The following is a 15250-nucleotide window of genomic DNA, read 5'->3' as shown; positions in this document are numbered from 1 at the left end:
CCACGAGAAACCCGGGGTTCACCGGTTCCCACAGGGATTACGCACCTTCCAGGCCGCCTCCTACGAGCTCAACACCTCCTGTTGTGGCTGCCGACATCCATAGGGTTCCTGGTTTTTAAAAATTAACCTGAGTACAGGTCATCTCCGGGGAACCCGGCTCGCCCCCCAAGGCCCGATGTGCAAGGATGTCGCGTCGGACACCGTTCGTTGAACGCAAAACCAAGGATTTTTCATGACTGCCATTCCCACCTCCGCGCCCGTGATCCCCGGGCGGTTGGAGCAGATGTCGACACGTATTGCATTTTTTATCGCCGGCTTCGGCATTGCTGCGTGGGCGCCGCTGGTGCCGTACGCCAAGGCTCGTGCAGAACTGAGTGAGGGCACCTTGGGCCTGCTGCTGTTGTGCCTGGGGGTGGGGTCTATCATCGCCATGCCGGCCGCCGGCGCATTGGCATCGCGCTATGGTTGCCGACGCGTGCTGAGCGCCGGCACGATCATGATCTGCCTGGCCCTGCCCATGCTGGCCACGGTCAGCTCGATACCGTTACTGATCGCCGCATTGTTCCTGTTTGGCGCGGGCTTGGGCACTGTGGACTCCACGGTGAACCTGCAAGCCGTGATTGTTGAGCGGGCCAGTGGCAAAACAATGATGTCGGGCTTCCATGGTTTGTTCAGCCTGGGAGGTATTGTCGGCGCGGCGGGGGTTGCCGGGTTATTGGGACTGGGGCTGTCGCCTCTCCAAGCGACCCTGGTGGTGATCGTCATCATGGCGGTGGCGCTGCTCAAGGCCGGGCCGCATTTGCTGCCCTACGGCAGTGAAAGTTCGGGCCCGGCATTTGCTGTTCCCCACGGCGTGGTGCTGTTTATCGGCTGTCTGTGCTTTATCGTGTTTTTGGCCGAAGGCGCCGTGCTTGACTGGAGTGCGGTGTTCCTCAGTGCCGAACGCGGACTTGACGAAGCCTACGCTGGCCTGGGTTACGCAGCGTTCGCCCTGACCATGACCGCCGGCCGTTTGACGGGTGATGCCATCGTACGGCGCCTGGGCGCTACGCGGGTGATCGTGATCGGGGGCGCACTGGCCACCGCCGGCATGTTGCTGGCGACGCTGCTTCCTGCCTGGGAAACCGCTCTGCTGGGCTACGCATTGGTAGGCGCCGGGTGTTCGAATATCGTACCGGTGCTGTATACCGCCGTCGGTAAACAGACAGTGATGCCAGAGCACATCGCCGTGCCCGCCATCACTACCCTGGGGTATGCCGGGATTCTTGCCGGTCCCGCCGTGATCGGTTTCATCGCGCATGGCAGCAGCCTGAGCAGCGCCTTCGTGCTGATCGCATTGTTGCTTGCGGGTGTGTCCCTCAGCGGCAAAATTCTCAAGGTGTAAACCATCAGCGCGCCTTGCGAGCTTCGTCTTGTTCCAGCCAACGATCGAGACTTTTGTTGCTGAGCCAGCCTTCCTTTTGAGGAGGCCCAAATAGTCGCGTTCCGTTCGCGCGCTCCAGTGAAGGCAGTAACCCTGGCCGCTCCAGAATGTTCTTTGCGGTGTAGACGCAAAGCTCGCTGTACTTGGGCCTGGGCATGCCGGTGGACGGCTCCAGCACTGGGATACCCTGCGGGTCAACAGCATACGGGTCCTGCATGACCGCTTTGAGTGTGGCGATTTCGACGTACTGGTGCTGCTCAAACAGAAACGTCCGGTCCTGGGATTTGTCTCTCAGTTGCTCGAAGTGGCCCTGCAGGGCCTGCACCACCTGGGTGTTACTCTGGGCATGGAACGGATCCTGGCTGAACACGCTCGGAGAACTATTGCCCTGCAATGTTTGGGCGGCGGCCCTGAGACTGTCACGAGTAATATCACCATCGCGGCTCAAGATCGCGTCATTCAATCGCGGTCGCTTCAGAATTTCACTGACCACCTGAATCGTTCGGTCCAACTCCTCGTGTTGACCCGTACGTTCAGCGGCAACGCGCCGCAATGACGACCAGGTCAAACGTCCTTCGTTCAGGAATGGGTGCAGCCTGCCAAAATCTTTCTCCAGGGCCGTTGCTAATTGGCTGTCCGTGGACGCCACCCCGGGAGGCGAAAGATTGGCGCGCGTCACTGACAGGTTCTGCAGCGCTCGGTGATGCAGCACCGACAATGTACCGCGCAACGGCAATCGCCCGCGCGACGCGTTTTCCGGGTGCGCTGGGCGAGCGTCATTCCAGGTTTCAGCGTGGGTTTGCGACGCTGGCGCTGTGGGTCTCGAAACCATCCCGTCCAGTGCCAGAGGCCCACCATGAGGTAGTACACCCTCGATTTTCATGGGTTTTCTCCAACTTTTTTCCGATCCCTGCCTGTACGGTGATCGCCCCCTTGGCGGCCGAAATCATTGAATGGATTCCACTCAGGCAAGCACCTCATGTGTGGCTGGACGAATACGACAGTTCCTTACGACCAATGAATTCCAATGACAGCATGTAAAAAACCACGAGCGCGCCTTTACCGACTCCACCAGGCTGTCAGGTAATTCATCAGCCTGGAGTGTTTAAGTGGCTTGGCGTTATCACTAGAGGCGTGGTTGGACTTGAGCAGTCCCCTGCAAAAATCTTCCTCTACGGGCGCCTGGAATTTGTGCTGACCTGCGAATGTCCTCATGCGCCTGGCTTCGACAGCATGCGCAGTCTGCAGGGCCAGGGACTCTTGCGTCGCTATGTCGCCTTTGGACAGAGTTGAGTCGCCATCATGGGGATCACGAAACAACTCATGACAGCTGGGTTGAGATGAGTGAAACGAGGTTGACGTCATTTGCTAGCCCTCCACTTGGAATTTGAAAGACGGTGCATATGACCTATGTGGTAAATCGGCGTAAACAGTTCCTGACACAATTGAAGCAGACGCCGTCATTCAATAACGGCGTCTGAGTTTCGGTTAACGGGAAAGCTGGTAGAGCGCTTGCCAGCTGATGCGACCGTCGTTATCACGGCCCGCGAGATTGTCCATTTTCTTCAACACGTCACTGCGTCTGAGAATTTCCTGGGCAAGCTGGACAAGGTGATCCTTGGAAGAATCGCCCGTCTGAGACTGTGACGCCAACCGCCTGAGGTCATGGAAGCTCAGTTCCCCGGCCCTGGGATTACTTTTCAACTCGTTGAAGTGCTTAAGCATTTCCCCGGCCAACTCCTTGTCGCTCTTGTATTTGAAGTAATTTTCTCCCTTGATTACAGCATTCACATTTTGCCGATTGATCAGGCCATCCAACGCACCGGTGGAGGTATTCCGGTCAAGGGCGCTCATCAGTTCTGGACGACGTAGCAACTCGTTGGCCAGGCGAATGTTCGCGTTCGTGACGGGATCGGGAGACCAGCCTTTTTTGGCCATCGCATGGATACTATCAACGCTTATATACCCAGGGTTATTGCGGTCCCTGAAGGCGTTGAAGTTGTCGCTCAACTGCTGCGCCAACTGTTCGTTGTTTTTCAACGAGTACTGCGGATCAGGCCTGCATGGAGGCATCGGATAGGGTCTGCAGGGGGTGGGGTTGGGTCGTGGGGGTGGATTGCTACAGCCAGGATTTGGCCTCGGCGGCGGGTTACTACAGCCTGGATTTGGCCTCGGTGGCGGATTACTGCAACCAGGGTTTGGCCTCGGTGGTGGATTGCTGCAACCGGGAAAGGGTGGTCGATAGCCGGAAAAACAATGGCCTACCCAGTGTTTGAAAGAGGTCACGAAATTCGACGTGGCCGGCGCGCTGTAAGAAGGTTCCATACGTTCAAAAGGGTTCTGACGGGCCGGCAACGACTGGCGATCGCCGAATACCGGCCCGCCCTGGCTCTCCGGCGACAGGAACCTGACGTTCGCAGCCGCGTTGCCGTTCGGGGCGGGCACCTGCCGTTCGGCGTTGCCTTGAGGCGCAACATTGTCCTGCGAACGAGCAGAGGTTGATGAAGCAGCAGCGTGTGTATCGGACATCGATACCGACATAAGTTTTCTCCATTGCGGTGGGCGCGATCTTCAGCTTGTCGCTCCAACGTAACGTCGAAGCCCATCAGCTTTCCCATGCGTGGTGCTTTCGTCGGTACCGGTTCCTGTGTCAGCCGCAATATGCGCTGCATGGATGTAAGAAATAGCCAAAAAAATCAAAGCCCCTCGCTGAGCTGCGACTTTTCCCAAACGATACGGGTTAGAACCCGACGCTGGCCTGTAAAAAGAACGTACACGGCTAGCCCAGGTACAACCCCGCAGTGTTGTCGCTGGAGCGGGTGTAGTGCTGCTGGTCGAACTCATAGTGGTGTTCTGAGTTCTCAGTGCGCCACACGTCGAAACGCTTGCGCTCGATTGCGCGCGGTTTGATACGGATACGTGGATATAAGCACCCGCACAACAACCAGTGTGAGTCGGCTCAATTTCTCCCAGCTACCACACGGATGAACTTCCGTTGCGCGCCATCAGTCAGCTAATTGAACTCATGAATTAATAGGCTGGGTGGGCAATGCACATCTCGTTAGAGCAACAAGTAGCACTGGTGACGGGCGCCAGTTCTGGAATCGGTGCTGGTGCGGCCAAGGCTCTGGCTCAGGCCGGGGCTGCCGTGGTGCTGAACTACAACCGCCAGGCCGCCCCCGCCGAAGCGCTGGCGGCGCAGATCAACGCCGACGGCGGGAGGGCGATTGCCATTGGCGCCGACGTGTCCAAAGAGGCCGATGTAGAACGGCTGTTTGCCCAGACCCTCGATGCGTTTGGCCACCTGGATATCCTGGTGGCCAACTCCGGCATGCAGAAGGACGCTGCCGTGGTCGACATGACCCTCGACGATTGGAACAGCGTGATCGGCGTCAACCTCACCGGCCAGTTCCTCTGTGCCCGCGCTGCCCTGCGTATCTTCAACCGCCAGGGCATCCGTGAAGGTGTGTCCCGGGCGGCGGGCAAAATCATCCATATGAGTTCGGTGCACCAACTGATCCCTTGGGCCGGGCATGTGAATTACGCCGCGTCCAAAGGCGGCGTGGAAATGCTGATGCGCAGCCTTGCCCAAGAGGTCAGCGAGCAGCGCATCCGCATCAATGGGATTGCGCCAGGGGCGATTCGGACGGCGATCAACCGCGCAGCCACCGAAGGCGCGGCGGAAAAAGAACTGCTCAAGTTGATCCCGTATGGCCGGGTCGGCGATGTGGAAGACGTCGCCAACGCCGTGGTCTGGCTGGCCAGCGATGCCTCCGACTATGTGGTCGGCAGTACCTTGTTCATTGACGGCGGCATGAGCCTATATCCGGAGTTTCGTGACAATGGTTGATTTGAAAAAGGTTGATTTGAAAAACGAACCACAGAGCGCCATTCACGCCCACGGCATCATCGGCGACATGCGCAGCGCGGCGCTGGTTAACGATAAAGGCAGCATCGATTTTTTCTGCTGGCCGGAATTCGACAGCCCCTCGATCTTTTGCTCGCTGCTCGACACCCCCGATGCCGGTATCTTCCAACTCGCCCCGGATTTGCCCAACGCCCGCCGCGAGCAGATCTACCTGCCCGACACCAACGTGCTGCAAACCCGCTGGCTCAGCGATGAAGCCGTGGTGGAAATCACGGACCTGCTGACCATCAGCGAAGAAGCCGATGACCTGCCACTCTTGATCCGCCGGGTACGCGTGGTCAGCGGCCAAGCCAACATTCACCTGCGCTGCGCCGTGCGCCATGACTACGCACGCAAGCCAACCGCCGCCTCCCTCGATAACGGCACCGTGTGCTTCAGCGCCGACGGCCAGCCTGGCCTGCGTTTGTCCAGCAGCCATCCACTGCAACTCGAAGACAACACTGCCGTGGCGAGCTTTACCCTGACTCAGGAAGAAGGCGCCGAATTTGTCCTCGGCGGCCAAAACGATGAACGCGTCGACAGCAGCTGTACCGACTTGGCGCTGGCCCACACGTTGAAGTTCTGGCGTGGCTGGATCGCCCAATCGAACTACCGTGGGCGCTGGCGCGAAATGGTCAACCGCTCGGCCCTGGCGCTGAAGCTGTTGACCTCGCGCAAACACGGCGCAATTATCGCCGCCGCCACCTTCGGGCTGCCGGAAGCACCCGGCGGCGAGCGCAACTGGGACTACCGTTACACTTGGATCCGTGACGCCTCGTTTACCGTCTATGCCTTTATGCGCTTGGGCTTCATCGACGAAGCCAATGCTTACATGCGTTGGCTCAAAGGACGCGTCAGCGACTGCTGCGGCAAGCCGACCAAAATCAACATCCTCTACGGCATCGACGGTCGTCAGGAGCTGCCAGAAACCGAGCTGGACCACTTCAGCGGACACGGTGGCGCCCGGCCGGTGCGCATCGGCAATGAGGCCGTCGACCAGATCCAGCTGGATATTTATGGCGAGTTGATGGACGCGGTGTACTTGGTCAACAAGTACGGCGAAGCCATCTCCCACGAGGGTTGGAAACACACCGTGGAAGTCGCCGATCAGGTCTGCGAAATCTGGAACCAGAAAGATGTGGGCATCTGGGAAATGCGCGGTGAGCAGCACCACTTTCTGCATTCGCGATTGATGTGCTGGGTGGCCCTGGACCGTGCGATCCGCCTGGCCTCCAAACGCTCGCTGCCGGCGCCGTTCGCACGCTGGGACCAGACGCGCCAGGCGATCTACGCCGACATCTGGAGCAACTTCTGGAACGAAGAACGCGGGCATTTTGTACAGCACATCGGCAGCACGGCACTGGATGGCTCGATGCTGCTGATGCCGCTGGTGCGCTTCGTCGCTGCCACCGACCCGCGCTGGTTGAGCACCCTGGAAGCAATCCAGAAAAGCCTAGTGCGCGACGGCATGGTCTACCGCTATCGCAACGACGACAGCCAGATCGACGGCCTGCAAGGCACCGAAGGCGCATTCACCGCTTGCTCGTTCTGGTACGTCGAATGCCTGGCCCGCGCCGGCCAGGTGGAAAAGGCCCACCTGGAATTCGAACAATTGCTGCGCTACGCCAACCCACTGGGGTTGTATGCCGAAGAGTTCGACAGCCAGGCGCGGCATCTGGGCAATACGCCCCAAGCGTTGAGCCATTTGGCCCTGATCAGCGCGGCGACATTCCTGGACCGTAAATTGAGTGGGGAGAAAACGGTATGGCAACCTTGAGAGGTGACCGGTAAGGCACTGACTCACTGCGGTCCAAATAGCGGCCTGTGCTCTACAAAAACGCAAAGGCTGACACATACTGCTGTGGCGAACAGGCTTGCCCCGCGCTGGGTGGCGAAACCGGCCCAATCAAAACGCCGCATTCTGCCTGACAGAACGCGACGCCTGATTTTGGGGCCGCGTCGCAGCCCAGCACGGAGCAAGCCCGCTCACCACAAGGGCCTTGCGTCCCTTCAAATGTGCTAACGCTGGCCAACCACGGAGCCCAACCATGACCCTGACCGCCCCATTGCTCCACGCGCAAACCTCCATGCTCGACATCGCCTATGAAGCCCACGGCCCTGCCGACGGTGAGCCGGTGATCCTGCTGCATGGTTTCCCTTACGACCCGCGCGCTTACGACGCCATTGCTCCGGTGCTCGCCGGGCGCGGCTGCCGGGTGTTGGTGCCGTACCTGCGCGGTTATGGCCCCACGCGTTTTATCAATGCGCAGGTAATGCGTTCCGGGCAACAGGCCGCGTTAGCCAAGGATCTGCTGGAGTTCATGGATACGCTGGGTATCGCGCAAGCCACGCTGGCGGGTTATGACTGGGGTGGGCGCGCCGCGTGTATCGTCGCCGCGCTGTGGCCGCAGCGGGTGCGCGGGCTGGTGACCGGGGATGGCTACAACATCCAGAACATCGCCAAGTCGCTCAAGCCTCGGGCGCCGGTGACGGAGCATCGGTTGTGGTACCAGTATTACTTTCACACCCAGCGCGGTGTGGACGGGTTGACCGCCAACCGTCGCGAGCTCTGCCAATTGCTATGGGCGCTGTGGTCGCCGTCATGGGCCGAGGGGCCGGACCTGTATGGGCAGACGGCGCCGTCCTTCGATAACCCGGACTTTGTCGAGGTGGTGATTCACTCTTACCGCCACCGTTTCATGTATGCGCCCGGCGATCCGGCGCTGGAAGCCATCGAGCAGGCGTTGGCGATGCAACCGGCGATCTCGGTGCCGAGCATCTCGTTGTGCGGTGCCGATGACGGCGTAGGCCCACCGCCGGAAGAGGACGATGACGTGGAGCACTTCAGCGGTTTTTACCGACGCCAGGTGTTGCCCGGCGTGGGCCACAATATTCCCCAGGAAGCACCGCAGGTGACCCTGTCAGCGATCATCGAGCTACTCGATAGGGCTTAAGGCACTGCGGCAATCCTGAAGCTGAACACGCTGCCCTGCCCCTCCTCGCTCTCAGCTCGGAGGGTGCCGCCGTAGGCTTCGATAACCCCCCCGCCCGCTGTGGGTGGGAGGCCAACATAGCACCTTGGTTCAACGGTGTACTTTTCGTTCAGGCCAGTGCGCAAAAGCGTTCGCGGTAGGCCTGGGGCGTGACCGACAAGGCCCGCAAAAAGCTGCGGCGCAGGGTTTCTTCACTGCCAAAACCGCACTGCACGGCAATACGTTTGATTGACGCATTGCTCTCTGCCAATTGCCGGCGGGCGGTTTCGACGCGGATCAGCTCGACGGCGCGCGCTGGGGTTTGCCCGGTTTCGGCGCGGTAGTGGCGCACAAAGCTGCGCTCGCTCATGCCGGCCTGGGCGGCCAGGGTCGGGATGTTCAATTCCAGAGTGAGGTTTTCGGCCATCCAGGCGTGGAGTTCTGCGAAGCGGCTGTCGCCCTTTTGCAGGGACAGGGTCACGCTGAACTGCGATTGGCCGCCGGGGCGCTTGAGAAACACCACCAGGTGCCGCGCCACTTCCAGCGCTACCGCGCCGCCGAGATCTTCTTCCACCAAGGCCAGGCACAGGTCGATGCCGGCGGTGACGCCGGCCGACGTCCACACGGCGCCCTGCTGGATGAAGATCGGATTGGACTCCACCGTCAGCGAAGGAAACCGGCGCGCCAATTCCTCGCAGCGCGTCCAGTGAGTCGCCACGCGACAGCCATCGAGCATGCCGCTGGCGGCCAGCAAAAATGCGCCCGTGCACACCGAGGTCATGCGTCGGGTATGCCGGGCCTTTTCCCGAACCCAGTCCACCAGCGCCAAGTCTTCGGAGGCGCCATAAACGCCCCAGCCGCCAGCGATTACCAAGGTATCGCAAGGCGCATCGACGGCGGGCAGCGGTTCGGCTACCAGGGCCAGCCCGGCAGAGGTCATCACCGGCGCGCTTTGAGCAGCGATCACCGAGACCGCATAAGGCAGCGGCAGGCCGCGCTGGCGGGCCAAGTCATTGGCGGAAGCGAACACCTGCAACGGCCCGGTCACGTCAAGCACTTGGGCGTTATCGAAAGCGAGGACGTGGACAATTCTGGGCATGATTGGCGTAATTCGTGGGTTCAATGGCGTATTCGCCAAAGCCTAGGCCTCTAGAGTGAAGCCGTCCACCTCTTTATCGGAGCATCCCTGATGACCTTGCAGATCGGCTTTGTGTTGTTTCCCGGCATCCAGCAACTGGACCTGACCGGCCCCTATGACGTGATGGGTTCGCTGCCGGACGTGAAATTGCACCTGGTGTGGAAAGACCTTGCGCCGGTCACCTCCAGCACTGGGTTGGTGTTTACACCGACCACCACCTACGCCGACTGCCCCAACCTGGATGTGCTCTGCGTGCCCGGCGGTTCCGGCGTGGGTGCGCTGATGGAAGACCCGGCCACCCTGGATTTCCTCAAGACCCAGGCTCAGACCGCACGCTATGTGACCTCGGTGTGCACCGGCTCGCTGGTACTCGGCGCGGCGGGTCTGCTGCGCGGCCGCAAGGCCACCACCCACTGGGCCTACCACGACATGCTCGCCCCCCTCGGTGCTATCCCGGTGCAGGAGCGCGTAGTGCGTGACGGCAACCTGTTTACCGGGGGTGGAATCACTGCGGGGATCGACTTCGCGCTGGTGCTGGCGGCCGAGTTATACAGCGAAGCGGCGGCGCAACTGGTGCAGTTGCAGATCGAATATGCACCCGCACCGCCGTTCGATTCGGGCAGCCCGCAGACGGCGCCTGCGCATGTGCTGGAAGAGGCGAAGAAGCGCACGCTGGAATCGCGCAGGGTGCGCGGTGAGATCACCGCACGGGCGGCGGCGCGGTTGGGCTGACATGGACGCGCGCCGCTAGCTCTTGCCTGGCGGGCTCCCCGCCGCCCAAGATCAGTTGGGACGAGACATCACCGCCAGGCGCACCGCCAGCAGCATCAGTACCGTCGCCAGGCCCCACTTCTGCAGCCAGGCGCTGTTTGAACGCCTGGCAAAGAACCGGCTGAGCGCCCCGCCAAAACACCCCAGCAGTACGTGAAATACACCGGCAATCACGGTCAGCACCCCGCCGAGCACCATCAGCTGCATGGCAATGGGCCCGGCCTCGGGCCTTACGAACTGCGGCAGGAATACCAGAAAAAACAGCAACGCCTTAGGGTTGAGCAAGCTGTTGAGCATCGCCTGCCAACAGACTTGGCCCAAGGCCACGCGGTTGATGTGAGCCATGTCCAGGCCAGGGCTTTTCTGCAAGGTCTTGAACACCAGCCACAGCAGGTAGATCACTCCCGCATAGCGGATCACATCAAAGGATGGCGGCCAACTGGCAACCAGCGCCGTCACCCCGCTGGCAGTCAATACCGTCAGCAGCAGGTCCGCCACACAGATGCCCAACGCCGACGCCATTGCTCCGCGCCAGCCGTGGGTCACGCCATGGCTGATGACAAAAGCCATGTTCGGCCCCGGTGATAGCAACAACAGCACCACGGCACCGGAAAATATCGCCAGGGTCGCCACGTCGATCATGCTCAGCCCTCCACCAGGAAAGCCCGCAGACTAATCGGCGCGCTTTGGGCAAACAAAAAATTGTGCTGGATACATTGCTTGCCAGTGATTGCTCAACGCCACGACCAACGTCTAGAATGCGAAACATTATCAATTAAGACTGCTGCGCCAGGATGCCCATGTCGAGCGATCACCCACTGGACCATGCCGCCATCGGCCAGCTGTACCATGCCCATCATTCGTGGTTGCGCGCCTGGTTGAGTCGGCGCACCGGTTGCCGTGAGCATGCCGCCGACCTGGCCCAGGAAACCTTCGTGCGCCTGCTCAATGCGCGCAAGCAGCAGACGGTGCAGCAGCCGCGCGCGTACCTGAGCAGCATCGCGCGCAGCCTGATGATCGACCAGTACCGGCGCCGTGAACTGGAGCGTGCCTACCTCGAAAGCCTCGCGCATTTTCCGCAGGCTGAAGTGCCGTCGGAGGAAACCCGGCGGCTGATCCTCGACAGCCTCGAACGTATCGACCGCCTGCTCGACCAACTCAAGCCGCGCGTGCGCGAAGCGTTCCTGTTAGCCCAACTTGATGGCCTGACCTGCGCCCAGATCGCCCTGCGTCTGGGCGTGTCCAAAGCGACCGTGGAGCGCGACCTGTCCAAGGCGCTGCACGCCTGTTATCGGTTGCGTTATGCCGAGCTATGACCCGCGCCTCGTAGACCAGGCCATCCAGTGGATGATCACGCTGCGCTTCAACACAGCCGACGACGCCAGCACCGCAGCATTTGACCGCTGGCTGCACACCAGCGCCGAACACCAGCAAGTGTGGCAGCGGGTGGCGACGATGAATGACGACTTCAGCCAACTACCGGCCCAGGTGGGGCGCCATGCCCTGCGGGGTGCGCGCCAACGCATCAGCCGTCGTGATGGCTTGAAACTGCTCGGGCTGATGGCCGGCGCAGCCGGTTTGACCTGGCTTGGCCGCGACTACACGCCGCTGCCGGCCCTGATGGCCGATTACCGTACCGTCACCGGCGAACGACGCTGGGTGGCGCTGAACGATGGCAGCAACATCCAGCTCAACAGCGCCAGCGCTTTCGATACGGCGTTCAATCAAGAGCGGCGCCTGGTGCACCTGCGCCAGGGTGAAATCCTGGTCAATACCGGCGTCGACAGCCGACCTTTCTGGGTGCAGACCCGCGACGGTTACTTGCGCGCCATTGGCACCCGCTTCCTGGTGCGCGAAGACGCCCAAGGCACATTGCTCGCCGTGCAACAGGGCAGCGTGGCGCTGTTTGCCGACCGTCACGACACCCACGCACAGCAGTTGATAAAGCCGGGCGAACAGGTGCTGTTCGACCGCAATGGCATCCGCCCTCCCCTCGCCAATGGACTCGACCCTTGGGCCTGGAGCGATGGCGTGATCAGCGCCCACAACATGCGCCTGGATGACTTCCTCGCCGAGCTGGGGCGCTATCGAAACGGCCTGCTGCGGTGCAGCGAAGCGGTCGCCGGGATGCGCGTGTCGGGCACCTATCAGTTGGACGATACCGATCAAGTGCTCAGCCTGGTGGCGCATTCACTCAAGGTCGACGTCACCTACCGCAGCCGTTATTGGGTGACTGTTTCACCCCGCGTATAACCCTTCAAAAATAAATGAGGTGAATTCGCATTACCGCTCGACCTATTAGGAAAGGCCGATCAACAGGCCGGTTCTGTTCACTTCCTTCAGGAGCATCCCGCGGTCATGCAAGCGTTACCCTTCCAACGTTCCCCCCTCAAGCGCGCAGCGCAGGCCGCTTTGCTCGGCGCCTGCCTGAGTGGCGCGGCAGTGCCATTGGCCGTGATGGCTCAAACCCCAGCCAGTGACATCCAGGCCCGCGACTGGCATATCGCCGCCGGCTCCCTGGCCGATGCGCTGGACCAGTTCGCCCGTCAGGCCAGTATCAGCCTGTCGTATGACGCCACCAGCGTCGCCGGCAAGGCCAGCCCAGGCCTCAACGGCCGCTTCGACCCGCAACAGGCCCTCGGCCAGTTGTTGCGAGGCCAAGGCCTGGAAGCCCAGCGCCAGGGCAACAACACGTGGTTGCTGCTGCCCGAAGTGGCCGAAACCGGCGCTCTGAACCTGGGCGCCACGATGGTCACCGGCGAGCGCTTGGGCGTCATCACCGACGGCACCGGTTCGTACACCACCGGCGCAGTGACCATTGGCAAAGGCGAACACAGCCTGAGGGAAACGCCGCAATCGGTCAGTGTGCTGACCCGCCAACTCATGGATGACCAGAACCTCACCACCATCGACGATGTGATGGAACGCACGCCGGGGATCACCACCTACGAGTCGCCCATGGGCGGCAAGTACTTCTATTCCCGTGGCTTCAAGATGCTCGGCCAGTACCAGTACGACGGCGTGCCGTTGGACATGGGCAAAGACTACGTACAAGCCGACAGTTTCAGCGCCAACATGGCGATCTACGACCGAGTGGAAGTGCTCAAGGGTGCGGCCGGGATGCTCAAGGGCGCCGGCACCGCCAGCGGCGCGGTGAACTTCGTGCGCAAGCGACCCCAGGCCAATCCCACCAGCAGCCTGTCGTTGTCCGCCGGCACCTGGGACAACTACCGCGCCGACGTCGACACCGGCGGCCCGTTGAATGACAGCGGTACTATTCGCGGCCGCGCAGCGATCAGCCAGCAGGAGCGCGGCTCTTACATGGACATCCAGAAGCGCCAGGACCAAGCGTTCTACGGCGCGCTGGACATCGACCTCAGCCCCGAAACCACCCTGGGCGTCGGCGCCAGTTACGAAGACGTCGACGCCACACCGTGCTGGGGCGGCCTGCCCCGCTACGCCGATGGCAAAAGCGCCAACCTCAGCCGCTCCACTTGTCTGGGCCAGTCCTGGAACAACTGGCAAAGCCGGCGTACCACGTTCTTTGCCGACTTGACCCATCAATTGAACGATGACTGGAAACTCAAGGTGTCGGCGGTGCACAGCCGCAATCTGCAAGACACCAAGTACGCTGCCAGCGAAGGCACGATCGCCTACGGTGATCCGGCACCCACGGCCGGTTCCTATGCCGCATTGATGGACTACAACCACAAGGACTTCGGCCTCGACGCCTACGTCGATGGCACGTTCGAAGCCTTCGGCCTGGAACATGAGTTGATCCTCGGCGCCAACGGCAGCCGTGGCACTCAGGACGATGTCTACGCGATCCAGAGCCTGGCCTTGCGCCAGAGCATCTACCAACCTAATCGTCACTTCCCGGAACCGGCCGACAGCACCTTCTGGCCGAACATGTACCGTGGCGGCACGGTCAAGGAGACCGCTACCCAATACGGCACCTATGCCACATTGCGCCTGCGCCTGGCCGAGCCGCTGATGTTAATCGTCGGCAGCCGCGTCAGTTGGTACGAGAACCGTCGCCAATCCTACAACCTGGCCTGGGGCGAATGGGCTTCGCAGGATGCACGCACTCGGGAAACCGGCGAAGTCACACCGTTTGCCGCGCTGATCTACGACCTCAATGAGCACCTGTCGGTGTACGCCAGCTATGCGGATATCTTCCAGCCGCAGAGTTCCTACGCTACCGTCGACGGCGCTGCGCTCAAGCCGAAGATCGGCGACAACTACGAGTTGGGCATCAAGGGCGAATGGTTCGACGGACGCCTCAACAGCTCCCTGGCGCTGTTCCGCGCCCTTGAGAAAAACGGCGCCGAATCCGACTACACCACCCAATGCGCGACCTCCGCCGATGGCTATTGCTACACCGACAAAGGCAAGGTGCGCGCCCAGGGCATAGAGGCCGAAATCAGTGGTGAAGTGCTGGAACGCCTACAGCTGTTCGGCGGCTATACCTACACCCAGACCAAGTCCCTGAGCAGCATCGAAGTCGCGAAGGAAGGTGGCGTTTCCAACACCTACGTGCCCCGCCACATGCTGCGTTTGTGGGGCGATTACCAACTCGACGGCGCGCTATCGAAATGGAGCGTCGGCACTGGGGTCAACGCCCAGAGCAGCAACTATCGTGTGCAGACCATCAAGCTCGAACAGCCCGGTTACGCCACTTGGAATGCGCGCCTGGCCTACCGCGTGGATGACACCTGGACCGTAGCGCTCAACGGCAACAATCTGTTTGATAAAACCTACTACAACACCGTGGGTACCGCCTCTTGGGGAAACTTTTATGGCGAACCGCGTAATTTTTCGGTGAGTTTGAAAGGCAACTTCTAATCCCGCGAAAGCCCCAGTGGCAAGGCACTTAGTGCGCCTTGCCACGCCCTCTTTGTCCCCCTTTCCTACCTCGGTCATAAAAAGGTTTTCCCGTTAAGCAGGAAAAATCTCACATTTATTCCTACACTCAAAAACACACCCCATCACCGAGTGTTCGGACAAGGAATGTCAATAAAATGCCGATAAAAAGACTG

13 protein-coding genes are annotated in these 15250 nt (G+C 60.9%); 9 read left to right on the top strand and 4 right to left on the bottom strand.

What is annotated here, in order from left to right:
- The first annotated feature begins 232 nt into the window (after window positions 1-232).
- Window positions 233-1384 carry an MFS transporter gene (locus AOA61_RS08325; protein ID WP_032886723.1) on the top strand — a complete coding sequence of 384 codons (1152 nt, stop codon included), beginning with the start codon at window positions 233-235 and terminating at the stop codon, window positions 1382-1384.
- A 4-nt stretch (window positions 1385-1388) separates the two neighbouring features.
- Here the strand turns inward: AOA61_RS08325 and AOA61_RS31530 are convergent, their stop codons facing one another.
- Window positions 1389-2306: a type III secretion protein gene (locus tag AOA61_RS31530; protein ID WP_178075190.1), complete on the bottom strand. Its 918-nt coding sequence runs from the start codon at window positions 2304-2306 to the stop codon at window positions 1389-1391.
- Between the two features lie 605 nt (window positions 2307-2911).
- The gene (locus AOA61_RS32170; protein ID WP_241150133.1) at window positions 2912-3463 is read right to left on the bottom strand and encodes a hypothetical protein; all 552 of its coding nucleotides are present in this window, start codon (window positions 3461-3463) and stop codon (window positions 2912-2914) included.
- Window positions 3464-3486: 23 nt separating this feature from the next.
- Between AOA61_RS32170 and AOA61_RS32165 the strand changes: the two genes are divergently transcribed.
- From AOA61_RS32165 to AOA61_RS08290, 4 genes are all read left to right on the top strand, one after another.
- Window positions 3487-3699 (top strand): hypothetical protein, encoded by a 213-nt coding sequence (locus tag AOA61_RS32165; RefSeq protein WP_099601528.1) that lies wholly within the window; start codon window positions 3487-3489, stop codon window positions 3697-3699.
- Window positions 3700-4472: 773 nt separating this feature from the next.
- A complete protein-coding gene (locus AOA61_RS08300) occupies window positions 4473-5273 on the top strand; it encodes a glucose 1-dehydrogenase (RefSeq protein WP_032888248.1) in 801 nt (266 codons plus the stop codon).
- Window positions 5266-7107 carry a glycoside hydrolase family 15 protein gene (locus AOA61_RS08295; protein WP_099601527.1) on the top strand — a complete coding sequence of 614 codons (1842 nt, stop codon included), beginning with the start codon at window positions 5266-5268 and terminating at the stop codon, window positions 7105-7107. The genes AOA61_RS08300 and AOA61_RS08295 overlap by 8 nt, the downstream gene beginning before the upstream one ends.
- Before the next feature lie 271 nt (window positions 7108-7378).
- Window positions 7379-8284, top strand: a complete 906-nt coding sequence (locus AOA61_RS08290) for an alpha/beta fold hydrolase (protein ID WP_099601526.1) — start codon at window positions 7379-7381, stop codon at window positions 8282-8284.
- Window positions 8285-8432: 148 nt separating this feature from the next.
- Here AOA61_RS08290 and AOA61_RS08285 read toward each other — a convergent pair whose 3' ends face one another.
- A complete protein-coding gene (locus AOA61_RS08285) occupies window positions 8433-9401 on the bottom strand; it encodes a GlxA family transcriptional regulator (protein ID WP_099601525.1) in 969 nt (322 codons plus the stop codon).
- 90 nt (window positions 9402-9491) lie between these two features.
- Here AOA61_RS08285 and inhA point away from each other — a divergent pair, with 90 nt between their 5' ends.
- A complete protein-coding gene (gene inhA / locus AOA61_RS08280) occupies window positions 9492-10172 on the top strand; it encodes an isonitrile hydratase (protein WP_099601524.1) in 681 nt (226 codons plus the stop codon).
- Between the two features lie 51 nt (window positions 10173-10223).
- Here the strand turns inward: inhA and AOA61_RS08275 are convergent, their stop codons facing one another.
- A complete protein-coding gene (locus AOA61_RS08275; protein WP_032888237.1) occupies window positions 10224-10853 on the bottom strand; it encodes a LysE family translocator in 630 nt (209 codons plus the stop codon).
- A 158-nt stretch (window positions 10854-11011) separates the two neighbouring features.
- On the opposite strand from AOA61_RS08275, the gene AOA61_RS08270 reads away from it, so the two are divergent.
- The 3 genes from AOA61_RS08270 to AOA61_RS08260 all read left to right on the top strand — a co-directional run bounded on the left by AOA61_RS08270 (window position 11012) and on the right by AOA61_RS08260 (window position 15056).
- Window positions 11012-11527, top strand: a complete 516-nt coding sequence (locus AOA61_RS08270) for a sigma-70 family RNA polymerase sigma factor (protein ID WP_099601523.1) — start codon at window positions 11012-11014, stop codon at window positions 11525-11527.
- Window positions 11514-12464: a FecR domain-containing protein gene (locus tag AOA61_RS08265; RefSeq protein WP_099601522.1), complete on the top strand. Its 951-nt coding sequence runs from the start codon at window positions 11514-11516 to the stop codon at window positions 12462-12464. The genes AOA61_RS08270 and AOA61_RS08265 overlap by 14 nt, the downstream gene beginning before the upstream one ends.
- 105 nt (window positions 12465-12569) lie before the next feature.
- Window positions 12570-15056 carry a TonB-dependent receptor gene (locus AOA61_RS08260; protein WP_099601521.1) on the top strand — a complete coding sequence of 829 codons (2487 nt, stop codon included), beginning with the start codon at window positions 12570-12572 and terminating at the stop codon, window positions 15054-15056.
- Window positions 15057-15250: the final 194 nt, after the last annotated feature.

It is taken from the genome of Pseudomonas sp. 2995-1, assembly GCF_002742505.1.
Lineage (GTDB): Bacteria > Pseudomonadota > Gammaproteobacteria > Pseudomonadales > Pseudomonadaceae > Aquipseudomonas > Aquipseudomonas sivasensis.
The sequence above is the reverse complement of the archived record's forward strand: the minus strand, read 5'-3'. Positions and strand labels throughout refer to the sequence as shown.